Source organism: Phyllobacterium sp. 01N428, from assembly GCF_056399405.1.
In genome coordinates this window covers 40,312-66,722 of record NZ_JBFTRH010000002.1, presented here as the reverse complement: position 1 = coordinate 66,722, position 26,411 = coordinate 40,312, and the positions used below count along the sequence as shown (strand labels likewise).

Annotated in this window: 28 protein-coding genes; 13 read left to right on the top strand and 15 right to left on the bottom strand. The window is 59.8% G+C overall.

Features of this window, described 5'->3' with window-relative positions; translation table 11 throughout:
• Nucleotides 1-58: 58 nt before the first annotated feature.
• The 3 genes from AC1DNI_RS08355 to phnN are packed head-to-tail and all read left to right on the top strand — an operon-like array spanning nucleotide 59 to nucleotide 2,533.
• Nucleotides 59-766, top strand: a complete 708-nt coding sequence (locus AC1DNI_RS08355; protein WP_477691545.1) for a DUF1045 domain-containing protein — start codon at nucleotides 59-61, stop codon at nucleotides 764-766.
• A 1-nt stretch (nucleotide 767) separates the two neighbouring features.
• Nucleotides 768-1,907: an alpha-D-ribose 1-methylphosphonate 5-triphosphate diphosphatase gene (locus AC1DNI_RS08350; RefSeq protein ID WP_477691544.1), complete on the top strand. Its 1,140-nt coding sequence runs from the start codon at nucleotides 768-770 to the stop codon at nucleotides 1,905-1,907.
• Nucleotides 1,908-1,918: 11 nt separating this feature from the next.
• Complete coding sequence (phnN, locus tag AC1DNI_RS08345) at nucleotides 1,919-2,533, top strand: phosphonate metabolism protein/1,5-bisphosphokinase (PRPP-forming) PhnN (protein WP_348271658.1); 615 nt, start codon at nucleotides 1,919-1,921, stop codon at nucleotides 2,531-2,533.
• 61 nt (nucleotides 2,534-2,594) lie between these two features.
• Here phnN and AC1DNI_RS08340 read toward each other — a convergent pair whose 3' ends face one another.
• Nucleotides 2,595-3,656, bottom strand: coding sequence for a porin (locus AC1DNI_RS08340; protein WP_477691543.1), 1,062 nt, complete (start codon nucleotides 3,654-3,656; stop codon nucleotides 2,595-2,597).
• Between the two features lie 358 nt (nucleotides 3,657-4,014).
• Here AC1DNI_RS08340 and AC1DNI_RS08335 point away from each other — a divergent pair, with 358 nt between their 5' ends.
• Together AC1DNI_RS08335 and dusA are read left to right on the top strand one after the other, a co-directional pair.
• Nucleotides 4,015-4,905 carry a dihydrodipicolinate synthase family protein gene (locus AC1DNI_RS08335; protein ID WP_477691542.1) on the top strand — a complete coding sequence of 297 codons (891 nt, stop codon included), beginning with the start codon at nucleotides 4,015-4,017 and terminating at the stop codon, nucleotides 4,903-4,905.
• Nucleotides 4,906-5,025: 120 nt separating this feature from the next.
• Nucleotides 5,026-6,036 (top strand): tRNA dihydrouridine(20/20a) synthase DusA, encoded by a 1,011-nt coding sequence (gene dusA, locus AC1DNI_RS08330; protein ID WP_477691541.1) that lies wholly within the window; start codon nucleotides 5,026-5,028, stop codon nucleotides 6,034-6,036.
• 95 nt (nucleotides 6,037-6,131) lie between these two features.
• Here dusA and AC1DNI_RS08325 read toward each other — a convergent pair whose 3' ends face one another.
• From AC1DNI_RS08325 to AC1DNI_RS08315, 3 genes are read right to left on the bottom strand one after another with little or no spacing between them, the layout of a single operon-like run.
• Nucleotides 6,132-6,836 carry a TIGR02281 family clan AA aspartic protease gene (locus AC1DNI_RS08325; protein ID WP_027231723.1) on the bottom strand — a complete coding sequence of 235 codons (705 nt, stop codon included), beginning with the start codon at nucleotides 6,834-6,836 and terminating at the stop codon, nucleotides 6,132-6,134.
• Between the two features lie 5 nt (nucleotides 6,837-6,841).
• Complete coding sequence (locus tag AC1DNI_RS08320) at nucleotides 6,842-7,075, bottom strand: DUF1289 domain-containing protein (RefSeq protein WP_228018071.1); 234 nt, start codon at nucleotides 7,073-7,075, stop codon at nucleotides 6,842-6,844.
• A gap of 19 nt (nucleotides 7,076-7,094) precedes the next feature.
• Entirely contained in the window at nucleotides 7,095-7,862 is a 768-nt protein-coding gene (locus AC1DNI_RS08315; protein WP_477691540.1) for an adenosylcobinamide-GDP ribazoletransferase, read from the bottom strand.
• A gap of 125 nt (nucleotides 7,863-7,987) precedes the next feature.
• Here AC1DNI_RS08315 and cobT point away from each other — a divergent pair, with 125 nt between their 5' ends.
• Complete coding sequence (gene cobT, locus AC1DNI_RS08310; RefSeq protein WP_027231720.1) at nucleotides 7,988-9,007, top strand: nicotinate-nucleotide--dimethylbenzimidazole phosphoribosyltransferase; 1,020 nt, start codon at nucleotides 7,988-7,990, stop codon at nucleotides 9,005-9,007.
• A 30-nt stretch (nucleotides 9,008-9,037) separates the two neighbouring features.
• Here cobT and AC1DNI_RS08305 read toward each other — a convergent pair whose 3' ends face one another.
• A complete protein-coding gene (locus AC1DNI_RS08305) occupies nucleotides 9,038-9,484 on the bottom strand; it encodes a DoxX family protein (protein ID WP_027231719.1) in 447 nt (148 codons plus the stop codon).
• 88 nt (nucleotides 9,485-9,572) lie between these two features.
• Nucleotides 9,573-11,093, bottom strand: a complete 1,521-nt coding sequence (locus AC1DNI_RS08300; RefSeq protein WP_477691539.1) for a sensor histidine kinase — start codon at nucleotides 11,091-11,093, stop codon at nucleotides 9,573-9,575.
• A gap of 247 nt (nucleotides 11,094-11,340) precedes the next feature.
• Here AC1DNI_RS08300 and AC1DNI_RS08295 point away from each other — a divergent pair, with 247 nt between their 5' ends.
• From AC1DNI_RS08295 to AC1DNI_RS08280, 4 genes are all read left to right on the top strand, one after another.
• Complete coding sequence (locus tag AC1DNI_RS08295; RefSeq protein ID WP_477691538.1) at nucleotides 11,341-11,892, top strand: thermonuclease family protein; 552 nt, start codon at nucleotides 11,341-11,343, stop codon at nucleotides 11,890-11,892.
• Nucleotides 11,889-12,500 (top strand): glutathione S-transferase, encoded by a 612-nt coding sequence (locus AC1DNI_RS08290; protein WP_477691537.1) that lies wholly within the window; start codon nucleotides 11,889-11,891, stop codon nucleotides 12,498-12,500. The genes AC1DNI_RS08295 and AC1DNI_RS08290 overlap by 4 nt, the downstream gene beginning before the upstream one ends.
• A gap of 2 nt (nucleotides 12,501-12,502) precedes the next feature.
• On the top strand, nucleotides 12,503-13,123 hold the full coding sequence (locus AC1DNI_RS08285) for a uracil-DNA glycosylase family protein (protein WP_477691536.1): 621 nt from the start codon (nucleotides 12,503-12,505) through the stop codon (nucleotides 13,121-13,123).
• A gap of 193 nt (nucleotides 13,124-13,316) precedes the next feature.
• Nucleotides 13,317-13,796 carry an Lrp/AsnC family transcriptional regulator gene (locus AC1DNI_RS08280; protein ID WP_027231714.1) on the top strand — a complete coding sequence of 160 codons (480 nt, stop codon included), beginning with the start codon at nucleotides 13,317-13,319 and terminating at the stop codon, nucleotides 13,794-13,796.
• Between the two features lie 19 nt (nucleotides 13,797-13,815).
• On the opposite strand, the gene AC1DNI_RS08275 is transcribed toward AC1DNI_RS08280, so the two are convergent.
• Nucleotides 13,816-14,685: an NAD(P)-dependent oxidoreductase gene (locus tag AC1DNI_RS08275; RefSeq protein WP_477691535.1), complete on the bottom strand. Its 870-nt coding sequence runs from the start codon at nucleotides 14,683-14,685 to the stop codon at nucleotides 13,816-13,818.
• A 62-nt stretch (nucleotides 14,686-14,747) separates the two neighbouring features.
• On the opposite strand from AC1DNI_RS08275, the gene AC1DNI_RS08270 reads away from it, so the two are divergent.
• The gene (locus AC1DNI_RS08270) at nucleotides 14,748-17,207 is read left to right on the top strand and encodes a penicillin acylase family protein (protein ID WP_477691534.1); all 2,460 of its coding nucleotides are present in this window, start codon (nucleotides 14,748-14,750) and stop codon (nucleotides 17,205-17,207) included.
• Nucleotides 17,208-17,214: 7 nt separating this feature from the next.
• Here the strand turns inward: AC1DNI_RS08270 and AC1DNI_RS08265 are convergent, their stop codons facing one another.
• From AC1DNI_RS08265 to moaA, 8 genes are all read right to left on the bottom strand, one after another.
• Complete coding sequence (locus AC1DNI_RS08265; protein WP_477691533.1) at nucleotides 17,215-17,835, bottom strand: glutathione S-transferase family protein; 621 nt, start codon at nucleotides 17,833-17,835, stop codon at nucleotides 17,215-17,217.
• Nucleotides 17,836-17,862: 27 nt separating this feature from the next.
• Complete coding sequence (locus AC1DNI_RS08260; RefSeq protein ID WP_477691532.1) at nucleotides 17,863-18,699, bottom strand: ABC transporter permease; 837 nt, start codon at nucleotides 18,697-18,699, stop codon at nucleotides 17,863-17,865.
• A complete protein-coding gene (locus AC1DNI_RS08255) occupies nucleotides 18,696-19,409 on the bottom strand; it encodes an ABC transporter permease (protein ID WP_027231710.1) in 714 nt (237 codons plus the stop codon). The genes AC1DNI_RS08260 and AC1DNI_RS08255 overlap by 4 nt, the downstream gene beginning before the upstream one ends.
• Nucleotides 19,410-19,531: 122 nt before the next feature.
• A complete protein-coding gene (locus tag AC1DNI_RS08250; RefSeq protein ID WP_027231709.1) occupies nucleotides 19,532-20,323 on the bottom strand; it encodes a transporter substrate-binding domain-containing protein in 792 nt (263 codons plus the stop codon).
• A 223-nt stretch (nucleotides 20,324-20,546) separates the two neighbouring features.
• A complete protein-coding gene (gene mobB / locus AC1DNI_RS08245; RefSeq protein WP_477691531.1) occupies nucleotides 20,547-21,074 on the bottom strand; it encodes a molybdopterin-guanine dinucleotide biosynthesis protein B in 528 nt (175 codons plus the stop codon).
• Nucleotides 21,071-21,700 carry a molybdenum cofactor guanylyltransferase MobA gene (gene mobA, locus AC1DNI_RS08240; RefSeq protein ID WP_477691530.1) on the bottom strand — a complete coding sequence of 210 codons (630 nt, stop codon included), beginning with the start codon at nucleotides 21,698-21,700 and terminating at the stop codon, nucleotides 21,071-21,073. The genes mobB and mobA overlap by 4 nt, the downstream gene beginning before the upstream one ends.
• Before the next feature lie 2 nt (nucleotides 21,701-21,702).
• Nucleotides 21,703-22,626 carry a DMT family transporter gene (locus AC1DNI_RS08235; RefSeq protein ID WP_477691529.1) on the bottom strand — a complete coding sequence of 308 codons (924 nt, stop codon included), beginning with the start codon at nucleotides 22,624-22,626 and terminating at the stop codon, nucleotides 21,703-21,705.
• Between the two features lie 86 nt (nucleotides 22,627-22,712).
• A complete protein-coding gene (gene moaA / locus AC1DNI_RS08230) occupies nucleotides 22,713-23,702 on the bottom strand; it encodes a GTP 3',8-cyclase MoaA (protein ID WP_477691783.1) in 990 nt (329 codons plus the stop codon).
• Nucleotides 23,703-23,896: 194 nt separating this feature from the next.
• Between moaA and AC1DNI_RS08225 the strand changes: the two genes are divergently transcribed.
• Together AC1DNI_RS08225 and AC1DNI_RS08220 are read left to right on the top strand one after the other, a co-directional pair.
• Nucleotides 23,897-24,271 carry a gamma-butyrobetaine hydroxylase family protein gene (locus AC1DNI_RS08225; RefSeq protein ID WP_477691528.1) on the top strand — a complete coding sequence of 125 codons (375 nt, stop codon included), beginning with the start codon at nucleotides 23,897-23,899 and terminating at the stop codon, nucleotides 24,269-24,271.
• Between the two features lie 225 nt (nucleotides 24,272-24,496).
• Nucleotides 24,497-26,410: a L,D-transpeptidase family protein gene (locus tag AC1DNI_RS08220; RefSeq protein ID WP_477691527.1), complete on the top strand. Its 1,914-nt coding sequence runs from the start codon at nucleotides 24,497-24,499 to the stop codon at nucleotides 26,408-26,410.
• The last annotated feature ends 1 nt before the right edge of the window (nucleotide 26,411 follow it).

Sequence of the window (26,411 nt, the reverse complement as noted above, 5' to 3'; positions counted from 1 at the left end):
ACAAAGCTTGTCATAATTGGAGCGTAACGCGAGACTGTTTTTAGGGAATCACACTGACATGCGCTATGCGATCTACTTCACGCCGCCGGCGAGCGACCCGCTTCTCAAAGTCGCGGCGAATTGGCTCGGCCGCAATGCCTTCAGCGGGCAAGCGGTGAAGGTCCCGCATATTCGCGGGCTCGATCCGGCGGACTTCGCGCAGCTTACCGACTCGCCACGCCGCTACGGTTTCCATGCGACGCTGAAAGCGCCTTTCCGTCTGGCGGAGGGGTTTGAAGAGCGCGAACTGCTTTCCGCCATGATGCATTTTGCGTCCTCGGTCGATCCGGTCGAAATCCCGAAACTTGAAATTCGCTGCCTCGGTGGTTTCTTCGCGCTTGTTCCGAGGGAACCGCTGGACCGCCTCAACCAGTTGGCCAACGATATCGTCGTTGCCTTCGACCGCTTCCGCGCCGCTCCAAGCGAGCAGGAGATCAAGCGGCGCAATCCCGATGCGCTGTCGGTATCCGAGCAACGCAATCTCGAACAGTGGGGCTATCCCTACGTGTTCGAGGATTTCCGTTTTCACATGACCCTGACCGGTCGGGTGCCCGAGGCCGACCAGCCAAGAATTGAGCGTATCCTCACTGAATTCCTCGAGCCGGTTCTCGAAGAGCCGGTCGAGATCAACAATCTTGCTCTATTTACCGAGGCCCATCCCGGATCTCCCTTTGAAATCAACTCACTGCACCCGCTTGCTGGAACGAACCGTAGAAAGTCTGCCTGAAATGTCCGCCGAACTGATCTTGAACAATGCGAAAATCGTCCTCGAAAACGAAGTCATCACCGGCTCCGTCCTGGTGCGTGATGGCAAGATTGCCGATATTGCGGAAGGAACGGCATCCGGCGGCGAGGATTTCGGCGGCGACTATCTCATACCCGGCCTGGTGGAACTCCATACCGATCACCTCGAGGGGCATTATCTCCCGCGCCCGCGGGTACGCTGGAACCCGATCGCGGCTGTCCTTGCCCACGATGCGCAGATCGCCACCTCCGGCATTACGACTGTTCTCGATGCGCTGCGCGTCGGCATGGATGAGGATGCGGACCTTTCGGCGCCGGAAATGCGCAAGCTCGGCGACGCAATCGAGAACAGCGTCCATGAGGGCAGGTTGCGCGCCGATCACTATCTGCATCTGCGCTGTGAAGTCTCGGCGCCGGATTGCCTTGAAAGTTTTCAACTGTTCGAGAATGACAGCCGTGTGCGGCTCGCATCGTTGATGGACCATGCGCCGGGACAGCGCCAGTTCGTCGATCTCGAAACCTACGCCTACTATTACCAGCGCAAGCTGAAGCTCAGCGACCGCGATTTCCAATTGTATTGCGAGAAACGCATGGGCGAGTCCGCGCAGTATTCGGGCCCGCAGCGCGAGGCGCTGGCGGAAAAATGCCGTGCGCGCGGCATCGTTCTCGCCAGCCACGACGATGCGACGCAAGCGCATGTGGACGAGGCCATAGAGCAGGGCATACACGTCGCCGAGTTTCCAACGACGCTCCAGGCTGCGGCTGCGTCCAAGCGCGCCGGCCTTGCCGTCCTGATGGGTGCGCCCAATGTCGTGCGCGGCGGTTCGCATTCCGGCAATGTCTCGGCGCGCGAACTGGTAGAGCACGGTTATCTCGACATTTTGTCGTCCGACTACATTCCGTTCAGCCTGATCCAGTCGACCTTCATGCTGAGCGAGACCGCGGACAGCATATCGCTGCCGGATTCGGTGCGCCTCGTTACCAAGAACCCGGCTGAGGCTGTCGGTTTTGACGACCGCGGCGTCATCGAGATCGGTAAGCGCGCCGACCTCGTGCGCGTTCGCGTCGACGAGCACATTCCCGTGGTCCGCACTGTCTGGCGCGAAGGCCGCCGGGTCGTATGATGGCCGCTGCAATGATCGAACGCGCACTCGAATTGGGGTCCGCGCCGTTGCGCAACGGCGCCTTCGTTGCGGTTGTCGGGCCGAGCGGGGCCGGCAAGGATACGATTATCGACTATGCCCGCGCTGCCCTCGCCAACGAGCCGGGCTTCCATTTCGTCCGCCGCGTGGTCACCCGGCCTTCGGCGGTCGACGCGGAGGACCACGATACACTGAGCGAGGACGCGTTTTTGACGGCCAAGCGCGAAGGGGCGTTCTGCCACGACTGGTTCGCCCATGGGCTTTACTACGGCTTGCCGAAATCAGTCGATCACGAGATCGAACGGGGCGGGGTCGCGATCGCCAATGTATCGCGCGGCATTCTCCCCGATCTGAAATCGGCCTACGCCAATTTCCTGGTGGTCCATATTACGGCTTCGCCTGAGGTTCTGGCGCACCGCCTTGCGGCGCGCGGGCGCGAAAGCGCCGAGGAGATCGAGCGTCGCCTGATGCGGGCCGCGCCCAATCCATGCGATCCGGAAAATGCCGTTATGATCGACAATTCAGGTCCGGTCGCCGACGCGGGCGATGAACTCGTGGCACTGTTGCGAAAATCGGCAGCAGTCGCTGCGGTTTCGGACCAGATTTGATTGCAGCTTTGTCGTAAAGGGATCCGGAGGCGTTTGCCTCCGGATTTTTTGTGTCAGGCGATCAGAAATTCCGCTGGAAGCGGACGATGCCCCCGAGGGCATCGTCATTGACGAGTGTGCCGTCGCCCTGACGGAAGTCCTCGAACTTGGTGTAGTTGATTTCCGGTGTGATCGTGAAACCAGGTACAAGTTCGTAGGCAACATTGAGGGCAAAAGCGTAGGTCCCCTCAGATGCGTACGCACCCTGACCGTTGACGGTCGCCTTGTCGGAGAGCTTAGCAGCAAAACCGGCCCAGGCGGCCCAGTCGCCCTGCCACGGCGTCAGGAAGTTGCGTTCCTCGCGCGTGGAGTCGTAGTCGGACTGATAGGCCCCCATGCCCCAGACCTTGAACGTATCGGTGATGTTCACATCGAGGCGCGCCTTGGCGGCAAAGGCTTCGACGTTGGAATCGTAGCCGACGATACCGGACAGCGTTCCCCAACCCTGCTCGTACTTGGCGCCGGCCATGACATGCGGCATGTAGTTGTCGATGACATAGTCGGGATAATCGTCGTGGACCGAGCCCTGTTCGGCCGCGACGATGGCGGAGAAACCGTCTCCCCCGGTGAACGTGTAGCTCACCTGGTTGCTCTGCCAGCTGTTGTAGTTGATCACGTCGTCATTGATGATATCGCCGGCGTAGCCGTTCCAGGCGCCGAAGATTTCATCGGCAACGCCGACACGGAAGCCGCCGAGCTCGATGAACGCCTGCGGGAGGCTGGCGCCGTCATCCGAACCATCGGTAAAGTCGAAGCGCGACTGGATGTAGGAACGCAAAGTGCCGAGTTCGGTCTCGGAACGGGCGTCGAAGCGAACCTCGGCGCGCGTGTGCTTGGCCCAGGTGCCGAGCGGGCCGCCATTATAGACGTCGTCGCCACCCTGTGCGTCATAGCGGACATAGCCGCTTACCTTGAGGCAGGTTTCCGTTCCCGGAATATAGAAGAAGCCCGTGCCATAAGCATCGCAAACCCGCACATATTCGACGGGTTCGGGTTCCGCCACGACAACCGCGTCGGCGGCGCGTGCTCCTGAAACTGCAACCAGCGCTGCAGCGGAACCAAGGAGGAAGCTCTTTATTCGCATTATCGGTTCTCCGATCAAAGTTGATACCAAAGCTCGTGTCCCCGCAGCAGGGATATTCCTGTTCGTTCGATCGCGCAAAATCGATCTGCAATCGAACCGCCGGTTCGGAAATCGCTGTTGCGCTTTTGACACGCGGGGTAATGACTTGGTTTCGTCAGGGCGCAATTGCCCAAACAATAGGGCTTTGCGTAACACGATAAAGAATTAGGCAAAATTAGACTTTAGTCTCTGAAGCGGGCGTCCCAGGGTGCATTAACGGCTCAATCCGGCTGGTTTTCTTAGATGTTCATTGTATATCGATGTATTAAGACGATCAGTCTTAACCATTTCAGGTTGATTCAACCGAGGGATAAAAACTTTGCTGTTCCATGGTCTGTCCGCATTTCCGATTACGCCTGCAGATGAGCGCGGACACGTTAACGTCGAATCGCTTTGCGGGCTGCTGGAGCGGCTGGAGCGCGCCGGCGTCGATTCGGTCGGCCTTCTCGGCAGCACCGGTTCCTACATGTATCTGTCGCGGGTCGAAAGACACCGGACGATCGAGGCGGCGAGGGAATGTCTCGGCGGGCGGGTGCCCATCATCGTTAGCGCCGGCGCCTTGCGGACGGGCGACGCCCAGGACCTTGCGCGCGACGCCAAGCGTGCGGGTGCAGACGGCCTTCTTCTCGCCCCCGTCTCCTATACGCCGTTGACCGATGACGAAGTGCTCCAGCACTACAGTGCCGTCGCCGGCGCTACCGATCTTCCCATGTGCGTCTACAACAATCCGGGCACCACGCATTTTACGATCAGCAATGCACTGCTCGCACGCATGGCCGCAGTACCGAATATCGTGGCAGTTAAAAATCCCGCCCAGCCTTTGCCGGAGATGCGAGCGGTGCACCAAGCGCTTGAGGCTCAACTCCCTGCAGGATTTGCCATTGGCTATAGTGGCGACTGGAATGCGCCGGGGGCGCTGCTTGCCGGCGGAGCCGCATGGTACAGCGTTGTTGCCGGGCTGCTGCCGGTACCGTCGCTGAAACTGGCGCGCGCCGCAAAGGCCGGTAACACTGCCGAGGTCGAGCGCATCGATAGCCTGTTCGCACCCCTCTTCGCCTTGTTCAAGGAGCTTTCGAGCTATCGGGTTGTTCATGCCGCGGCAAATGCCATGGAGCTTGCGACCACCAAGCCGCCGCTGCCCATCCTGCCGCTATCCACGGCCGATCAGGACCGCATCATGACGGCAATCAGTGCATTGGATGAGGTTTGAGCCTTGTCCAGCGTGGTTCCTGCGCTAAATAGCCGGTGATGGACCTTGCGCTTGAGGGCGTGGTAAAGAGCCGCGAAGGCGCAAGGCCGCAAAAGGCATACACTGAGCTTAACGACCTGGATGAATTTCATGGCAAACCCCTATGCCAGCGGAGAAAATATCTTCGCCGTGGCGCCTATGATCGACTGGACCGATCGGCATTGCAGAATGCTGCATCGGCAGTTCACGCGCCGCGCGCTGCTCTATACAGAAATGGTCGTCGCTGATGCTGCAATCCACGGCAAGCGCGAAAAAATCCTCGGTTTCGACGCCGAGGAGCATCCTGTTGCGCTGCAGCTTGGCGGATCGGACCCGTCGAAGCTGGCGCAGGCGGCGGCCATCGGCGAGGCCATGGGCTACAGGGAAATCAACCTCAATGTCGGTTGCCCGTCGGACCGCGTGCAGTCGGGTGCGTTCGGCGCCTGCCTGATGCAAACGCCCGATATCGTTGCGGCTTGCATCAACGCGATGAAACAGGCCGTGGCGATACCAGTGACCGTCAAGTGCCGAATCGGCGTCGACGACCAGGACACGCAAGCCGCCCTCGACGATCTGACGGGCCGTGTCTTTGCGGCAGGGGCGGACGCTTTGTGGGTACATGCGCGCAAAGCCTGGCTCAAGGGCCTTTCGCCAAAGGAAAATCGCGAGATTCCACCGCTCGACTATGACCGCGTCTATCGCCTGAAGCAGGACAATCCTGCGAAATTCATTGGCATCAATGGCGGTATCCAGTCGCTCGCAGAGGCTGAACGGCACCTGCAGCACGTCGATGCTGTGATGGTCGGGCGCGCGGCCTATCAGGTTCCGCTGCTTCTCCTCGATGTCGACCGCAGGATCTATGGCGAGCCGTTGGTTTCGCCGACAATCGAAGGCATCATCGACCACATGTGCGCCTATTCCGATGCGCATATTGCCCGTGGTGGACGGCTCTCGCATGTCACACGGCACATGGTCGGCATGTTCCATGGCGCTCCTGGCGCGCGTCGCTGGCGTCAAATGCTTTCTACGGAAGCCAATCGCGTTGATGCCGACAGCTCGGTGATCCGCCGCGCCTATGAGGGCATCGGCAACGCTGCCGCCGAGGCGGCGTGACCTGACGGAGGCAGTCGCCGTCTTCCTCGGGCTCTTGTCTCAAGGACCCACTCGTCCTTCAGAATTCAACAGTGTTCTTGCGGACGGCAGTGAGACTAATCCGAAAGCACCAGCCGGTCGCCGCGCATGGAAAAGCCGCTGAGTGAGTTGAGGAAGTTCATCCCGAGCAGGCTGCCGTCCATGCGGCCGTCTTGAATCACCATGGCGCGGACGTTGCGCCGCTCGATAGCGCCGATCTTGACCTCGTCCAGGGTGACGTTGGCGGCCTTCGCCATGCCGTTTGCGGTCAGCACGGACGTGGCATAGGCGAGTTTGTCGGGGTCGAGCCCGGCCCGGCGTGCATCCCCGGCCGAAAGGACGATGGAGGAGGCGCCGGTATCGACCATGAACGGCACCGTCGCGCCATTGACCTCGCCGCGCACCTCGAAATGACCGCTTTCCGATTTCGCCAGCGTCACCGTGATCAATCCATCGGCATCACGGTTGGAGATCGGGCTGCCGGGAATAAGGCCGGCTGTAATGCGGTGGCCGACATCCTGCAATTCATAGCGATATTGGTAACCGGCAACGAGGGCGAGGATGATAACGATCCAGATTGCCATGCTGCGCAGGAAATGGCCGAGCCGGATGCCTGAGCCGAGAAGCGCAGAGGCGAGCACGATGCCCCAGATGCCCATATAGGCAAAGCGGGCAAAATCGTCATTGGCCATGCCGAAGGTCGAGCCGGCGTCACTGTTTGCCATCAAAAGGAGCAAAGCCGCGCCGACCAGTGCAATGATAATCCAGAAAAGCCGGCCCATGCTGGTCAGGCCTCCTCTTCGCGCTCGCGCGCCATGCGGCTGCGGCGGGTTTCGCGGCGGGGACGCCGCTCGACTGTTTCGAGGCGGGAAGGCAGGACCGCCATGATCGCGCGCCGGGCTTCCGGCGAAAAGTTCGACCATGCCCCGATTTCCTCGCGCGTGCGACCGCAACCGAAGCAGTACCCGGTCTTCATGTCGATGGCGCAAACGAGGATGCACGGTGACTCGATGATGCTCATGTTTCAACAATTGGTATGATCAGAGGACAATGACAAGCCCAAGCAGCAGGGAAATAGAGACGAACTGCTGCAGGGCTCCCAGCGTATCGCCCGTCTGCCCGCCGATCTTTGCGCGGCAGAGAGCGGCAAAGCCGAAAAACGCAAGGGTGGCCAGGGCGACGGCGGCGATGACTGCGAGGATGCCGGCGGCAAAGCCATAGCCCACCGCAAGCACGCCGCCACCTATGGCGAGGGCAGAATTGGCGGCATTTGTGGTTGGAACGCCAGCCTCGTCGGCAACGCCGCCAGGACGGGCCGAGGGCAGGATCTGCCAGAACTTTGCAAGGGCGGCGCGGCTCGCGGCCTCGGTTCCAATAAGAACGGCGATCGCCTGCCAAGAACCGACTTCGCCGATGACCGTTGCAAGCAAGGCAGCACGCAGGAGCACACTGAAGATAAGGGCGAGGGTGCCATAGGAGCCGATTGCCGAATCCTTCATGATTTCCAGCCGGCGCTGCGGCGAGCTTCCGCCATAAAAGCCGTCCGCCACGTCGGCGAGGCCGTCTTCATGCAAAGCGCCTGTCGTCACGACCAAGACAGCGGTGACGAGCAGCGCGCTTGCAAAGGCCGGCAGCGACCATGTCACCAACAACACAAGAGCCGCGGGCAGGGCGATGATCATCCCGGCGAGGGGAAAGCCGCGCACCGAACTTGCCAGCGCGCCGTCATAATCGCGGAACCAGCGCGACGAAACCGGCAGCCGCGACAGGAAAGCGAGCGCCCGCATCGTCTCGTTGAGCAAATCCATGCCGCATACCTCTCAATATGGAAGCCGCGACACTCTGTGGCGCGTGTTGACCTTTGCCTTTTTCGATCCAGCGCTTATAGGACGTGGACTTCTAATTTGCCATGAAGACTTGACCGCAAGGGACCATCATGACCACTGGCCTGCCGTTTGACGATTTTCGCACGCTGATCGAGACATTGCCCGGACCCGACGAAGCCGCCGTCGCGGCCGTGCGCAAGCGCGATGCTACGCTGACGAAACCGCCGGGCGCGCTTGGCCGCATGGAAGAGATCGTTGAGTGGCTCGCAGCATGGACCGGCCGTTCGCGCCCGCAGGTCACGCGTCCGCTCGTCGCGGTCTTTGCCGGCAATCACGGCGTGACTGCCAAGGGGGTTTCGCCATATCCGTCGTCGGTCACCGCGCAGATGGTCGAGAATTTTGCCGCGGGCGGCGCTGCAATCAACCAGATTTGCATCGCCTACGACCTCGGCCTGAAGGTCTTCGATCTTGCTCTCGAATATCCAACCGCGGACATTACCGAGGAAGCGGCGATGGACGAGAAGACCTGCGCGGCGACGATGGCCTTCGGCATGGAATCGATTGCCGGCGGCACCGATCTTCTTTGCATCGGTGAGATGGGCATCGGCAATACGACCATTGCCGCCGCGATCTTCCACGGCCTCTATGGCGGCACGGCTGAAGAATGGGTCGGCCCGGGCACGGGCGCCGATGGTGAGGGCCTGCGTCGCAAGATCGAGGCTGTCCGCACGGCAGTTGCCTTGCACGCGTCGCATCTCAAGGATCCGCTCGAACTCCTGCGCCGGCTCGGCGGGCGCGAGATTGCCGCCATGGTCGGCGCCATCCTCGCAGCGCGTGTCGAGAAAATCCCCGTTATCATCGACGGCTATGTCGCGACTGCCGCCGCTGCGATCCTCCACCGCGCCAATCCGCAGGCGATCGATCATTGCCTTTTCGGCCATGTCTCGGCGGAACCGGGTCATCGCAAAGTTCTCGAGCAACTCGGCAAGAAGCCGCTGCTCGACCTTGGGATGCGGCTCGGCGAAGGCACCGGCGCGGCGCTTGCAGCCGGCATCGTCAAGGCCGCAGCGCTTTGCCACTCCGGCATGGCAACCTTCGACCAGGCGGGCGTCAGTAACCGCGATTGACAAAAGGTCCGCGCAAGCGGGCCTTCGTTTTTAGAACTCCTTGCCGATCCTCGCGTCCAGCGAGTGACGACTTGCGCCTCGAATGACGAAGAAAAACAGGATAGCCGTCCAGAGGATCGACTTTTCCGACCCGCCCCAACCCTGTCCCTGCACGATCCAGTGGTAGTAGATGGTGACGAGAAGAACGATCGTCGTTGCGAAGGCGGCGGGGCGCGTCAGGAGCCCGAGTACGAGCAGAATGCCGCCGAAGAATTCTGTGGCAGCCAGGAGAGGCGACCAGAAGACGCCGGGATAGAAGCCGAGCCCCTCGACCATGCCGACTGCGCCGAGAGGATTGGCGATCTTGCCCGATCCGTGGACGATAAGCGCCGCACCGGCGACGACACGCAGGATCGTCTCGGAAAGGTCGCCGAGCGACTGGTAGATGCGGCCGAGCGCCGGGATGATGAGAGGACGATCATTGCCGTTGGCGTTCATTGGTTACCCGTTGATTTCGTTGCGTTAACGCCAGCAATGCAGACGCGCTCACGCCTGGGCAAATGACAATAAATTGAAGTGGAGTATTTCAAGCAGCTTTTCGGTGCGGGGCGCCCCTGCGCCTTGCCTCGTCAGCAATGACACGGCTGCGCGGGAATGTTGCAAGCGCCTCGGTGCCCTCACGCAGTTTCGAGAACAGGTGGAACTGGCCATCGTGCAGGTTGACGAGGGCCTGGACGATCGGAAGGCCGAGGCCGGTTCCCTGTTCGGCATTCTTGATGGCGATCGAGCCCTGGCCGAACGTCGAGAGGACGACGGGAATTTCCTCCGGCGGAATGCCCGGACCATTGTCGCGGATCGTCAGATATTGCCCGCCGCCCGCCGTCCAGCCAACCTTGATGTGGACGCGCCCACCGGTCGGGGTGAACTTGATCGCATTGGCCATGAGATTGAGCACGATCTGGCGGATCGAACGTTCGTCGGCCTTGATGCGCAGCATGCCCTTCTCGAACTGCGGAACGATAGTGATATCCTTGTTGCGCGCCTTGAGCTTCATCATGTGGATGCATTCATTGGCGATATCGGCGAGAAGCAAAGGCTCCTCGTTGATCGTGTACCGGCCAGCCTCGATGCGGCTCAGGTCGAGAATCTCGTTGATCAGGTTGAGGAGATGCTCACCGGAAGCATGAATGTCGCTCGCATATTCGCGGTAGGTGCCGTTCTCGATCGGCCCAAGCACTTCCTTGGCCATGACTTCGGAAAAACCGAGAATGGCATTGAGCGGCGTGCGCAGTTCGTGGCTCATTGAGGCGAGGAAGCGTGATTTCGCAAGGTTGGCTTCTTCGGCGCGCCTGCGCCCCTCGTCGGACATGGCATTGGCTGTTTCAAGTTCGGCGATCAGCGCGTCCTTTTCCGCCTGGAGCGCCAGCGTGATGGCGACGGACTGGTTGAGCCGGAGCGCCACAAGGTAGAAGAAGATGAGGCCGGCAAACAGCATGACCACCATGATGGCCGAAAGCGGACTGCCGAGTTGCTTGGCCGCAAGCAGCGTATAAGCGACGACAGGCAGCGTGAAGGCGGCAAGGATCGCGGCGCGCAAGGCGGAGGTAACGATGGCCGTAATCGCCATTGCGAGGATGATCACCACGGCCTTGACGACCGGGTAGTAGCTGATACCGCATGGCGCGCAATCGAGAACGGCAAAATAAGCCCAGCCAATGCTGGTCATGAAGTGACCGCCGAGAAAAATCATCTGCCATTTGTGGACGTGGCGATTGGCGATGCCGCGCTTTGCCAGCCTGCGTGCCAGCAGACCGAGAAGCATGTAAAGGCCCATGGTGACCAGGGCCCAGACGATGATGCTGCCGCCAAAACCCGAGAAGACGCCGACACCGGCGATCATGACGATCAGGAGCGGGAAGGTTGCCGTGTTCACGATCAGGGCGCGCGTGTGCATGAACAGCAATTCGCGCTCGAGATGGTTGCCGCCGGCGCGTTCCATCAACTGGTCACGGGCGCCGCGCATGACGGCCGACAGGTCCTTGTTGCGCGGCAGCTTGCGCCGGTCAACAATGTTTTTGTCTGCTGAGATTGCGTCGAGCGATGCCATATGCCTCGTTCCAGATGGCTCAAATCTGCACTTGTCGGCAGCATTGCATCGCAACCCTATTCAGAAATGATTAATAGAGAATCAAACCTATTGCTGCGATTCGAATGATTGAAGCCAGGCACGAGCGCCAGATGCCCAAAACTCTTACGGTTCGCCAATGAGCAGCTATCGCAGGTATCGCCGCCGATGGCCGCGGCCTGCTCAGGCGCAGCGCCCGCCTTGGAGACGTGGGTTCGATTTCGCGCTGATGATTGTCTTCTTCGCGCTTGTGGCACTGCTTGCGGCGCGGCTAAACGTGCGTCCGCCGGCAGAATTGTTAGCCGGACGGGCCTATGTCATCGATGGCGACACGGTCTCGATTGCCGGCAATCGAATCCGTCTCAAGGGGATCGATGCGCCGGAGCTTGCGCAGGCTTGCGGGAATGGGCAGGCTGCGACGGGCTGCGGGCGTGCTTCGCGCCAGGCGCTGATAGGCTTTATTGGTGGACGGGACGTCCGCTGCGAGGCATCCGGGAAAGATAAATACGACCGGGCGCTCGCCACCTGTTATTCGAGTGACATCAATCTCAATCGCGCTATGGTCGAGGCTGGACAGGCAGTCGCCTATGGCGATTATCATGACGTTGAAGCGAGCGCGATACGGGCGAGGCGGGGTCTTTGGGCCATCGAGTTCGAAACTCCGCAGGATTGGCGCAGGGAACATGAGGCGGCTGCCAACGAACAAGCGCCGAAATCCCCGCCAGGTCCCGTGGATCAGCTTTTTGCCTGGCTCGGCCGGCTATTGGGAGGATTGTGGTGAAACTCTATGATGGAGGGCGAGCGCCCAACCCGCGCCGATTGCGGATTTTCCTTGCCGAGAAGGGCATCGAGGTGCCGCTGGTCCCAATCGATATGGGAGCGATGGAGCACAAGTCCGCCAGGATCACAGCCCTCAATCCGCTGCAGCGCTTGCCGATCCTCGGACTCGATGACGGCACGATCCTGACCGAGTCAGTGGCGATTTCCCGCTATTTCGAGGAGATGCACCCGGAGCCTCCGCTCTTCGGCGTCGGCGCACTCGGCAAGGCCATGGTGGAAATGTGGAATCGGCGTGTTGAGCTCTATCTCATGGCGGCGATCACCGCCGCCTTCCGCCATACCCACCCCGCCATGATCGAATGGGAGGTGCCACAGGTTCCCGCCTGGGGCGAAGCAAACCGGCCCAAGGCCTTGCAATATATGAAGATCATGGATGACCAACTTGGACAGAACGAGTTCATTGCCGGGAGCCGATTCTCCATTGCCGACATCACCTTGCTCGTTGCAACGGACTTCCTGAAGCCGGCCAAGTTGCAGATACCGGAGGAGTTGGAGCATTTGCGCCGTTGGCATGTTGCGGTATCCGGCCGGCCAAGCGCCAAGGCGTGACAATGTCCACCGCCGACCTTGGCACGCTTTCGGCCGAGATAAAGGCGTGCCGGATTTGCCGGGATGCTCCGCGCTACGACCCGGCACTGCCGCATGAGCCCAACCCGGTCTGCATTCTTTCATCCACGGCGCGTATTGCCATTTGCGGGCAGGCGCCCGGCATTCGCGTGCACAATTCTGGAATCCCGTTCAACGACCCTTCGGGTGACCGGCTGCGCGAGTGGCTGGGTGTCGACCGGACGACCTTCTATGATCCCGACAAATTCGCCATCGTGCCGATGGGTTTTTGCTTTCCCGGCTATGATGCACATGGCAGCGACCTTCCGCCAAGGCGCGAGTGCAGGGAAACCTGGCACGAGCGCGTTTTCGGCTCGATGCCGCAAATCGAACTGATCCTGACGATCGGCCAATATGCTCATGCCTATCACCTTCGTGACCGGCGCCGGCGCGGCATGACGGCGACGGTTCTGAACTGGCAGGATTACGTCGTCGCAAGCACCAGTCCGGCAATTTTGCCGCTGCCGCATCCATCCTGGCGCAATAGCGGGTGGCTGAAGAAAAACCCATGGTTCGCAGATAACGTTCTTCCGGCGCTGCGGGAGAAGGTCAGGATTCTAACTTAGTGAATATATGCACGAAATTTTTTTGAGAATTACAAAGATTGGAATAATTTTCTTGTACGCTCGATGATTATCAGACCATAAAGTATCTCATTCCAGAGCATGAGCCAAAACCGAACGGTTTGTGCGCAAATTCAAACAATTACTGCGTTGTTTGTGCGGCCAGCGGGCAGCGCGCAGTAAGGGGAACACGCAAATGGACAGACTCGACCGGAAGATCCTTCGCCTTTTGCAGGAAGACGCAACGCTCGCGGTGGCGGATGTCGCCAAGAAGGTAGGGCTTTCGACGACGCCGTGCTGGCGGCGCATCCAGAAGCTCGAGGAAGACGGCGTGATCCAGCGCCGCGTCGCCATCCTCGATCCCGTGCGCGTCAATACGCGGGTGACTGTTTTCGTCTCGATCCGGACCGGTTCGCACTCGAACGAGTGGCTGAAGCGCTTTTCGGAGGTTGTGCAGGACTTCCCGGAAGTCGTTGAATTTTATCGCATGAGCGGCGACGTCGATTATCTCCTGCGCGTGGTCGTGCCGGATATTGCGGCCTATGACGCTGTTTATAAGCGCCTGATCACCAAGATCGACATTCGCGACGTTTCCTCGGCTTTCGCCATGGAGCAGATCAAATACACGACGGAACTGCCGCTCGACTATATGAGCATCGAGAAGGAGCCGGCCTGAGTCCAGGCCGGGTTCTCGCCTACTTCTCGAGCCGCGCCAGGAGCGATGACGTATCCCAGCGGCTGCCACCGATTTCCTGCACGTCCTTGTAGAACTGGTCGACCAGTGCAGTAACCGGCAGCTTGGCCTTGTTGCGTTCAGCTTCCGCAAGGCAGATGCCAAGGTCCTTGCGCATCCAGTCCACGGCGAAGCCAAAATCATACTTGCCGGCATTCATCGTCTTGTGGCGGTTTTCCATCTGCCAGGAACCGGCCGCGCCCTTGGAAATGACCTCGATCACCTTTTCGATGTCGAGACCGGCCCTCTTGCCGAAGTGAATTCCCTCGGCGAGACCCTGGACGAGGCCGGCGATGCAGATCTGGTTGATCATCTTGGTGAGTTGCCCAGCACCGGCAGGACCCATAAGCCCGACCATCTTCGCAAAGGACTCAATGACCGGCTTTGCCCGCTCGAAGGCGTCCGCTTCGCCGCCGACCATCACCGTCAGAGCGCCGTTCTCCGCACCTGCCTGTCCGCCCGAAACCGGCGCATCGAGAAAGTGGAAGCCTCGCTTGCGCGCTTCCGCATCGAGTTCACGGGCGACCTCAGCCGAGGCCGTCGTATTGTCGATGAAGATTGCGCCTTGCTTCATGCCATGAAAGGCGCCGTTTTCCCCGATTGTCACGGATCGCAGATCGTCATCATTACCGACGCAGGAGAAGACGAAATCCTTGCCTTCTGCGGCTGCCGCAGGCGTCGGCGCGTGGCTGCCGCCGAAAGCGTCGGCCCATTTCTGCGCCTTCGCATTGTTGCGATTGAAGACAGTAACATCATGGCCGCCGCGCGATTTCAGGTGACCGGCCATCGGGTAGCCCATGACGCCGAGGCCAATAAAAGCGACTGTTGCCATTGCGTAAATTCCTCTGTCAGATAGGTCGTTGTGTAAGTGTGGCTTCGGGGGACGTTAGGACAATGCGGCGTATCATCAAAGGCCTATTGTGGATTGTCTTCTCGCTCATCCCCATAGCATTGCTTGCTTCAGTCCTCGCCTATGTCTGGTTTGCCCGCTCGGTTACGCCGGCTGCAGGCGAAGCGACACTTGCGGGCCTGTCAGCGCCCGTCAGCGTTACCCGCGACAGGAATGCCGTTCCGCACATAAGCGGCAGCTCGGTCGAGGATGTGCTGATGGCGCTCGGTTTCGTCCATGCGCAGGAGCGTCTGTGGCAGATGGAAATGAACCGCATGGCGGGGCAGGGCCGGCTTTCCGAGATATTCGGTGACAAGACCATTTTCACCGATCGCTTCATCCGGTCGATTGGTCTTTACGAATCGGCTGAAAGCTCGGTCTCATCTCTGGACGCGGCGGATCGTGGCAAGATCGACGCCTATGTGCGCGGAATCAATGCGTTTATCGATAGTGCGCCGCCGACGTTCGGCTCCAAATACTCACCGGAATTCGTCATCCTTGGTCAGAAGCCGGAGAAATGGACGGTTGCGGACGTCATCGTAACCTTGAAGCTGATGTCGGTGTCGCTCGGAGCCAATATCGATGACGAAGTCTTGCGCCTGAAATTCGCCCGGCTCGGCATGAGCGATGCGGAGATCACCGATCTCGAGCCGCCAGTCGAGGGCGATACGCCGCCGCCGCTCCCGGATCTGCGGCAGATACTCGGCCTTCAATCCGGAACGTTGAAAGCCGGAGCATCGGAAGCGGAACGCCGCTACGCCGCGCTCAACGACGTCGTCTCCACTGGAGCATCGAACAACTGGGTCGTCGGCGGTGCACGCACCGAAACCGGCAAGCCGATTCTCGCCAATGATCCGCATCTTGGCTTGAGCGCGCCCGCCATCTGGTATCTCGCTCATCTGCAGGTAAAGGGGGACGACGGCACGGTGAAGAATCTCGTCGGCGTTACATTGCCCGGCGCGCCGCTTGTCCTGCTTGGGCGCAATGACAAGCTGGCATGGGGTTTCACCAATGCCGGCGCCGACGTACAGGACCTTTTCGTTGAAAAGATCAATCCCGCCAATCCGGACGAGTACCAGACACCGCAGGGTTCTCAGGCCTTCGACAGGAGACGGGTCGACATCAAGGTGAAGGGCGGAGAGAACGTCAGCTTCGACCGCCTCGCGACGCGCCACGGCCCCGTCCTCCCCGCCGACTATCGCGGCCTCGACCATTACATGCCGGAAGGCACTGTCGCGGCCCTGTCATGGACCGCGCTATCCGGCGACGACAAGACGATCGCGGCGGGCTTCAAACTGTGGGATTTTGCGACGGTCAGCGATTTCCAGAATGGCATGCATGATTTCATCACACCGATGCAATCAATCGTTATCGCCGATGTCGACGGCAATATCGGGATGATCGCGCCCGGAAGGGTGCCGGTGCGCGATCCCGCCAACCAGATCATGGGACGAGCTCCATCGCCGGGCTGGGATGCTACCTACGATTGGAAGGGCTTCATTCCCTACGGCGAACTGCCACGCGTCGACAGTCCAGCCGATAATGTGCTCGCCACCGCCAATACCAAGATCGTCGATTCGAGCTATCCGCATTTCCTCACCTTCGACTGGGATGAGCCCTGGCGGCTCAATCGCATCAAGACGCTGGTGTATGGCGCAAACGGACAAACGTTGGAAAGCAATCGCAAGGTGCAGGGCGACGCCCGCAGCGATGGCTTTGCAGTGCTCCTGCCGGTGATGCTAAAGGCACTGGAAGGCCGCAACGACGTTGATCAGGATGCTTTGGCAAGGCTCAAGGGTTGGGACTTCGTCGAGGATCGCGCCAAAATCGAACCGTTGCTCTTCAATGCCTGGCTGCGCATTGCGATCAAGCGCATTCTCGAGGACGATCTCGGCGATGCGCTGCCCTCCTATTGGCAGGCCCATGTCGCCGCCATGCTGCGCTGGCTTGGACCGAGCCCGGCACGCGACTGGTGCGATGACCGGCGGACCCCGGAGAAGGAAAGCTGCGGCGACATCCTGGCGCTGTCGCTCAAGGATGCGCTCAAGGATCTCGAAACGCGGCTCGGATCGGATCGCAAGGCGTGGACCTATGGCGCGCTGCATTATGCCTATGGGGCGCATCGGCCGTTTTCGCAGGTCAGCCCGCTCGACCGGATATTCAATGTGACCGTCCCAGCTTCCGGCGGGGCCTTCACGCTCGACCGCGGCAAGTCTGCCTATACCGACGAGAGCAATCCCTACCGGGTGACCCACGGCACGAGTTACCGTGGATTGTTCGATCTAGCCGATCTTGACCGCTCGACGTACATCCAGACGACAGGTCAGTCGGGTAACGTGTTCTCGTCAAACTATCGCGACTTCGCCGAGACATGGGCGAACACCGGAGCAATCACCATCCCGACCGACGAGACCGCCTATCAGGATGGTTTGCTGGGCGTGTGGAAGCTGAAGCCGGGGAAGTGAGACCGGTTCAAGTCAGAGGCGTCATCACGGCCTTCTGATAGGCCGGGCGCTGTTTCAGCCGTTCGTACCAGGCCGCAAGATTGGGATGGTTCGGCCTTTCGATCGGCATTTCGAACCAGGCATAGGCAACGCAACCGAGCGGAACATCGCCGACGCCGAGTGTCTCGCCTGACAGATAGGGGCTGTGCGCCAGCGCTGCGTCGACAATGGCGAAGAGACGTGCGCACTCTTCAATTCCCTTGGCTTTTGCCGCGTGATCCTGTTCCTCGGGCCGCAGGCGAACCGTGTTCCAGAAAACGGGCCGGAATGGTCCGGCCAGCGTCGATATCTGCCAGTCCATCCAGCGCTCGGCGAGCGCCCTTGCCGCTGGATCGGCCGTTAAGAGCGACGATTGACCGTACTTGGCGGCAAGATAGCGCACGATGCTATTGCTTTCCCAAAGCACCAGGTCGTCATCCTCAAGCGTCGGCACGAGGCTGTTAGGGTTCTTGGCCCGATATTCGGGATCGGCGACGATTCCGTAGGCGCCGCCGGCGGGGATGTTTTCATAGGCGACGCCGACTTCTTCGGCGGCCCATAGCGCTTTCTTGACATTGGTCGAGTTTATGCGACCCCAAATCTTCAACATGGCCGGAAATCACTTCTGCATGGGAGTTTATCGGATGAGATGGCGCGTGATGCGTCGCTCCATCCAATCCCATACGTGGCGCAGGATTTCCACCAAAATAAGATAGATGATGGCTGCCCAGAGATAGGCCTGAAAGTCGAAGGTGCGGGAATAGGCAAGGCGGGTATAGCCCATCAGGTCGTAGACCGTGATCAGCGCGACGATAGCCGAGCCCTTGATCATCAGGATCACTTCGTTGCCATAGGGACGCAAGGCGACGATCAGTGCTTGCGGCAGGATCACCTTGCGGAAGGTGACGAACTTCGAGACGCCGAGTGATGCGGCACCTTCCCATTGACCAAGCGGAACGCTTCTGATGGCGCCGCGCAGGATTTCCGCCTGGTAGGCCGCAGTGTTCAGCGAGAAGGCGAGCAAGGCGCAGTACCAGGCCTCACGCAGGAAGACCCAGAGGCCGATCGCCTCCAGAAACGGCTTGAATGAACCGAGGCCGTAATAGATCAAAAACACCTGCGCGATCAGCGGTGTGCCGCGGAAGAAATAGACATATGCATAGGCTATCGACGCGATGATGCGGTTTTTGCTCAACCGGCCAAGGACAACCGGTACCGACAGAATCGCGCCAAGGATGATCGACGCCGTCACAAGGCCGATCGTTGTTTTCAGACCGGCCCAGTAGCTCGGCGCATATTTCCCGATGACCTCCGGATCCCAGGCGGTATAAAGGTAAAATACAAGGCCGAGGATCAGAGCGGCCCACAGCGCCACCAGCGCGTTACCGATGATGCGTGGTTTCGTCCAGCGCCGGGGTGGGGCAGGCGGGCGCATCGTTGTCGGCGCCGGCGCGTTAATAAAGGTTTGGGTCATCGCTTCACCCCGCTCTTGGCAGCCCAGCGCTCAATGCCGTCAATGAAGAAGGACGAGACGACAGCGAGGACAAGATAGATCATGCAGGCTGTGCCGAAGAACAGGAAAGCATGCTTGGTTACCCGGGCCGCAACGCCGGTCTGGCGCAATATGTCTGCAAGGCCGATGGCGGAAACGAGTGCTGTGTCCTTGAGAAGGATCATCCAGAGGTTGGCAAGGCCAGGCAGCGCGATACGGATCAACTGCGGCAGGATGACCTTGCGCATCGTCTGACCGTTTGAAAGGCCGATGGCATAGCCGCCCTCATATTGGCCTTTCGGGATTGCCCGAAACGACGAGAGGAACACCTCGCTGGCGTAGGACGAAAACACCACGCCAAGCGCGAACATGCCGGCGATAAACGAATTGATTTCAACTGTACCGGTATAGCCGACAAGCACCGCGAGTTTCTGGATACCGATCTGCGCACCGAAATAGACGACGAACAGCGTGAGCAATTCGGGCAGGCCGCGGAAGATTGTGGTGTACATGTTGGAGGCGAGCCTGACCGACGGTTCAGGCGATTGCTTGCCAAGCGCAACGAAGAAACCGATCACCAGCCCCACAGGTAGTGTCGCCAGCGCCAAACTTACCGTCACGAGGACACCGCTGGCAATGCTCGGGCCCCATCCGCCCTCGCCAAAACCGAGTAATGCTATTGAGCCTTCCATAGGCGACTTTCTTTTTCGCGGGCAATTCCCCAAGGCCCTTTAGTCCGGCCTGCCCGTCATTCTTGGAAGATCGGCGAATGGCGGCTGACCGCCATTCACCTTTTTACGTCAGATCAAACGGCTCAGTTCTCGCCGCCGTAAACGTCGATCTTGAAGTACTTGTCGTTGATTTCCTTGTACTTGCCATTCGCGCGGATGGCTGCGATCGCGGCAGTGAACTTGTCGGCGAGGGCGGTATTGCCCTTCTTGACGGTTACGCCGGCACCAGGGCCGTGGATCGCCGGGTCAGGCGTGACCGTGCCAAGGAGCTTGCAGCATGCGCCTGCATCGCTATCGAGCCACTGGCCGAGAACGACCACGTCATCCATGACCGCATCGACGCGGCCGTTGGAAATGTCGAGCTTGTACTCATCGGCAGTCGGATACATCTTCACTTCCGAACCGGCATATTTGGACTGCGCATAGTTCGAATGGCTGGTCGAAGCCTGAACGCCGAGGGTCTTGCCCTTCAGTGCTTCCGGAGTGATGTCCTTGACGTCGGAATCCTTCGGCACTGCGATGCCGGGGGGCGTATTGTAGTACTTCTTGGAGAAATCTACCTTCTGAAGGCGTTCGGGCGTGATCGACATGGACGCGATGATCGCGTCGAACTTGCCGGCCTGCAGAGCCGGGATCATGCCATCCCAATCCTGTGATACCCAGGTGCACTGCGCCTTCATCTCTTCGCACAGCGCATTGCCGATATCGATGTCGAAGCCTACCAGCTTGCCGTCGGGGGTGAGGTTGTTGAAGGGCGGATAAGCGCCTTCGGAAGCAATCGTCAGTTTCAGGGCGTCCTCTGCGTGGGCCGCACCCATTGTGAAAGCAATGGCTGCAGCGGAAAACGCAAGTGCCAGACGCTTGGTGATACGCATATATTTGAACCTCTCTATTGTGGCCCGGCCGTTCCCCTGTTTCTTTTTGAACAGCCTTCCGGGCAAGTCGCAGCTGTTACTGCTCCTGGCGCGATATTCCCACTAGTTTTTGAAGAATTGCAACCGGGAATCGTTCGCCGGCGCGCAAATCCGGCGGGCACAATCACATTAAATTCGGCATATAATACTTTTGTTGCGCGCGTTTCGGTTGAAACGGCATTTTCTAACTCGGATCGCGCGAAAGTTGCATTTCGCGTTCGATCATATCTGCAAGTCCGGGAATGTCATCGAGATCAAAAACGGGGATCGTCTCGCCGCTGACTGCATGATCGCTGGCAATTGCGACGATGGTCGGGTCGCCGGTGGACAAGGGATCCGTCGATCGGGCATCCAGCCTTCTCGCTTCGATTTTCTTGTGGTGCTCACGTTTGTACCCTTCAACAAGGACGAGATCGCAGGGGGCGAAGCGAGCGATGATCTCGGCGAGGGTGGGTTCCGCTTCTTCCGACAATTCATGCATCAGCGCCCAGCGCCGGTCGGAAACGATAGCGACCTCTCCGGCGCCCGCTTTCCGGTGGCGCCAGGAGTCGGTGCCCTCCTTGTCGATATCGAAATCGTGGTGCGCATGTTTTACCGTCGACACTTTCCAGCCGCGTCTGGCAAGTTCGCTGACTAGCTTGACCGCCAGCGTCGTCTTGCCGGAATTCTTCCAACCGGTAATGCCGAAAATGCGGTGATCGCTGGGGTTCATTTCGCTGTCTTCCAGTGCTGTCGCGCAACCGCGATATCTTCTGGCGTATTGATATTGAAGAACGGGTCGAATGGATCGTCTGTCTGCGCCTTGACGAGCGGAAATTCCGCAACCCGGTGCGGGTGCCGTTGCAGCCAAGCGGTCACCCTGCGATTCGCGGGATCGTCGAGCCAGTGCTTCAGATCGCATCGCAGTGACACCGGCCAAAGGCCAAAGGTGGGGTGCATCCGGCCGCCCGAGGCCGCAACGCCTATGTGGTCGTCTGCATCAAGGATCGTCTGACTGATCCCGGCCAAAAGCTCATCGGGGAAGAAGGGCGTATCGGTGGCGACCGAAAGTATGTGCGAGAACGGGAGCGGCTGTGCTGCCGCCCATGCCATGCCCGCATGGATGCCGGCGAGAGGGCCGGCGAACCCGTGAATATCGTCGGCAATCACCGGAACATTGAGGTTGGCGAAGCCCCCGGCATCTGCGTTGCTGTTGAGGGCGATCGTTTCGACCTGGCGCGACAAGCGCTCGTGAATGTGGTCGATGAGCCGGCGATCGCCGAATGGCAACATGGCCTTATCCCGGCCATCCATGCGGCGCGACTGGCCCCCGGCGAGAATGATGCCTGCAATGCGCACCGCTAAACTCCATCTGGCGATGTTCTTGCCGCGGCCGCCGCAATTTCGACTGGCTTCATACGGCCGACGATCTGCTCACGGTAGAGCGTATAAAGTCCGCTGCCAATGACAATGAGCGAGCCGACAATCATCGGGACATCGGGCAGGTCGTCAAAAAACAGGAAGCCGAGGAGGATCGCCCAGAGCAGGCTGGTATATCGAAACGGGGCGATGAACGAGATCTCGCCTTCACGCATGGCGAGGATGAGAAAATGATAGGCGACGATGACACAGCAGGCCGCAAGCGTCAGCAGCATCGTATTCATCAATGACATCGGCTTCCACCCGCCGAGCGGCCCGATCATAGCGACGCCAGCAAGCGATACGCCGATGGATGTCAGCGCCGAAATCATGAGCACCGGAATGGTCTTCGGCACCTTGCGGGTGGCAAGGTCGCGCAGCGCTGCGAAAATGACGGTGACGACGATCAGCAGGATATAGGGGCTGACACCTTCGCCGCCTGGACGCACAATGATCAGCACGCCGCAGAAACCGACAGCGATGGCGACCCAGCGGCGCCAGCCCACCGGCTCGCCGAAGAACATCGCCGCGCCCATGGTAACGGCAAGCGGCAGCGCCTGCAGGATTGCGGAGGTCAGCGCCAGCGGAACATGAACGAGCGCGACGAGGAAGCTCACGGTTCCGACGACTTCGCCGATCACCCTGACGATGGTCATTCTGTGCAGCGCCTCGCGCAGCGGAATGAGCATGCCCTTGTGCCATGCGAGCGCCAGGATGAGCACGGTCGCGATCGAGCCGCGCACCAGCATGACCTGGCCCATATTCATGTGTTCGCCGACATATTTCACCGTCGCGTCGTTGAAGGTGAAGCTTGCCATGCCGATGGCCATGTAAATCGCGCCACGCAGATTGGGAGATAATGCCAAGACTTTTATCCGAAATTGCAGCGATCCTCCTCCGGAATCGCAAGGATTGATATATCAGCCTATATCAATCCGCGCATTCGGAATTATCAGCCGCCGGTAACGCTCATATGGCGGGAGACCGCAGGGCGGTTGTGGCGGCGATCGATGATGAAGTCGTGACCCTTGGGCTTGCGGCCGATGGCCTCGTCGATGACATCGTTGAGAAGGCCGTTGCCTTCGGATGCCCGCAGCGGCGCACGCAAATCTGCCGCATCTTCCTGCCCGAGGCACATATAGAGCGTGCCGGTACAGGTGAGGCGGACACGATTGCAGCTCTCGCAGAAATTGTGGGTCATCGGCGTGATGAAGCCTATGCGGCCGCCGGTTTCCTCGATCTGCGCATACCGCGCGGGACCGCCGGTCTTGTAGGCGATGTCATGCAGCGTGAATTCTTCGGCAAGTTTCGAACGCACCAGCGATAGCGGCAGATATTGGTCCGTTCGGTCGAGATCGATCTCGCCCATAGGCATCGTTTCGATCAATGTCAGATCCATGCCGCGGCCATGGGCCCAGCGGATCATCTCAGGTATTTCGTGATCGTTGAAACCTTTGAGTGCAACCGCGTTCAGCTTGATCTTGATGCCGGCAGCCTGTGCCGCATCGATACCCTCCATGACGCGGCCCAAATCGCCCCAGCGGGTGATTTGACGAAACTTGTCCGGATGGAGTGTATCGAGCGATACGTTAATGCGCTTGACGCCGTGATCGGCGAGCTCGGCGGCAAAGCGCGCCAGCTGCGAGCCGTTCGTCGTCAGGGTTAACTCCTCCAGCGCGCCGGAGCGAAGGTGGCGCGACAGTTCGCCGATCAAATGCATGATGTTCTTGCGGACAAGCGGCTCGCCGCCGGTCAGCCGCAGCTTCCTGACGCCGCGCTCGATGAAGGCCGTGCACAAGCGATCGAGCTCCTCGAGCGTCAGCAGATCCCGCTTCGGCAGGAATGTCATGTGCTCGGACATGCAATAGGTGCAGCGAAAATCGCAGCGATCCGTCACCGAAACCCGCAAATAGCTGATCGTTCGACCGAATGGGTCGACCATTGGTGCCTGAATGCCGGGTCTTTCGAGCAGTGAAACGTGATCCAAGAGCTTCCTCCTGAAGGAGAGATAAGGTGCGGCCGCTTGCTTGTCCAGTCATCGCCGCTAGCATGCTGTTTCAAGGAAAACTATACGCCGACTTGCAGGCCGCCTTGCGCATGCTACACAAGGGTCGCGAATGTTGAGGATTATACACCATGACGAGTGCCTGGCCGAAAGAATTGCGTGTTGCCAAGGACCGCCGGTCGCTGACGGTCAGCTTCGACAATGGCGAGACTTACATTCTTTCCGCCGAATTTCTGCGTGTTGCCTCGCCGTCGGCCGAGGTGCAGGGGCACTCGGCTGAGCAGCGCGTTACCGTGCCCGGCAAGATCAATGTCGCGATCATGAAAATGGAGCCCGTCGGCAATTATGCCATCCGAATCATTTTCGATGACATGCATGACACAGGTCTATTCAGCTGGGATTACCTGATTGAACTCGGGCGCAACAAGGACGACCGCTGGCAGTCCTATCTCGACGAACTTGCTGAAAAGGGCCTGAGCCGCGAGCCGGCAATCCGGCCGCACTGACACCACCATACGCCGTGTCGCGCGGGTTATTTCTGCTTTGCAATCCTCAAAAATCGCCTGTGTCGAAATCGGCACACGGCGCAAAATTGTGCCGTCCAAGAATAATCAAACGATCGATGGGCATTGTTAAAAGATTCTAAATAGGATGCGATGAAACTGGCCGAACACCAAATCAGAGGCCGGCCCATGATACACCCGTGGGCAAGTACCATCCGGGCGGACATCATGAATTCCTATTCCAAAAAACGTGCGATCTTTTTGGCTGCGATGCTTTCGGCAACAGCCACCCCGCTGTCGCCTGCATCTGCCGCAAACAATCTGATGGAGCTGTTGTTCGGCCAGCGCCGCGTCGAGTCGCAGCCAGTCGTCCAGCCGCGCGCGCTTCGGCCGGGCGAGGCGCCAGGGGAGGCAAGACGCCCATCCGCGCCGATAAAGCGCGTGACTGTTACGGCCCCGACAAATTACGACTACAAGCCGGAGCAGGTAACTCAGATCGACTTTTCCAAGGTTGATCCGCAGCTGACGGCTTCCGCCGACCACGGCATTGTGTCGCCACCGCAGATGGAGCGTTTCGGGCTGAAGCTCGACCACTTCAAGGAAGCGCATGTCCTGGCGGAAAAGAACATCGCCGATGCTGTCGTCTCCTATTACGCCGCCAAGCAGCAGCCGATCTGGACCGCTTCCTATGATGTCAGCCCCAAGGCAAAGGCCGTCATGGCGCTGTTTGCCAAGGCGGGCGAAGAGGGGCTCGATCCGGCCGACTATGCCGTCAAGATGCCCTCCGACGACTATGATCGCAGCGATATCCCGGCCCGGCTGAAAGAACTCGCGGATTTCGAGCTGACGCTGTCGGCGCGCGCACTTCGCTATGCGATGGATCAGGGCGACGGCCGCATCAATCCGAACCGCCTCAGCGGCTTTCATGATTTTGCTGTAGACCGCGTGCAACCCCGCGACGTGATGAATCAGCTTGCGACCGCCAGCGATCCGGGCGCGGTGCTCGCCGGCTTTGCACCGCAGAGCAAATGGTACGCCGAACTGAAACAGAGCCTCGCCGCGCTTGGCGATGCGTCGGAGCCGACCGTCCGCGTCGCACCCGGCACCAAGATCCGTCCGGGCGACGACAATCCGGAACTGCGCAATGTGGTGGCGCTTATCAAGGCGAAGGCGCCGAAATCCTATCTCCTCACGCATGAGGCCGTCCTCGATGCCCACGAGAATGCCAGCGTCTACGACGAGAGCCTCGTCGAGACCATCAAGGATTTCCAGCGTGATCAGGGGCGCAAGCCGGATGGCGTGATCGGCACCAGCACGATCGGAGCGCTTCAGGCTGAATCGAACACGTCGAAGCGCGACCGCATCGTCTATTCCATGGAGAGGTTGCGCTGGCTGCCGCATGATTTCGGCCAGCGTTATGTATTCGTCAATCAGCCGGCCTTTCGCGCCCAGTATTTCGATGGCGGCACCGAGAAGCTGGCGATGAATATCGTCGTCGGATCGCCGACCAACCAGACCTACTTCTTCAACGACACCATCGAAACCGTTGTTTTCAATCCTTCCTGGGGCGTGCCGCGCTCGATCATCCTCAACGAGATGATGCCGAAAATCCTCAACAATCCGTCCTATCTCGAAAGCAGCGGCTACGAGGTCTACGACAAGTCGGGACGCGTCATTCCGTCAAGTGCGGTGAATTGGTCGCAGGTTGCCGCCAACGGCGGCGGCGTCGGCATTCGCCAGAAGCCGAGCCTCGACAATGCTCTCGGCGAACTCAAGATCCTGTTCCCCAACAGCCACGACATCTACATGCACGACACGCCGGCGAAGTCCTATTTCAAGCGGGACATGCGCGCGCTTAGCCATGGCTGCATCCGCCTTGAGCACCCGCGCGACATGGCTGCAGCCGTGCTCGGCATGTCGGTCGCGGACCTGACCCCCTACTTCGGCAAGAACGAGCGCAGTGTAAAGGTCGCCAACCCGCTGCCGGTCTATGTCTCATACTTCACCGCCTGGCCGGATGCGGGCGAAATCAAGTTTTACGACGATGTCTATGAGCGCGACGCCTATCTGCAGAAGGCGATCGACAAGACGCGGGCGGTGCGTGAGGCAAGTCCGGTCACCGCGCAGACGGCGAAGCTCTGAC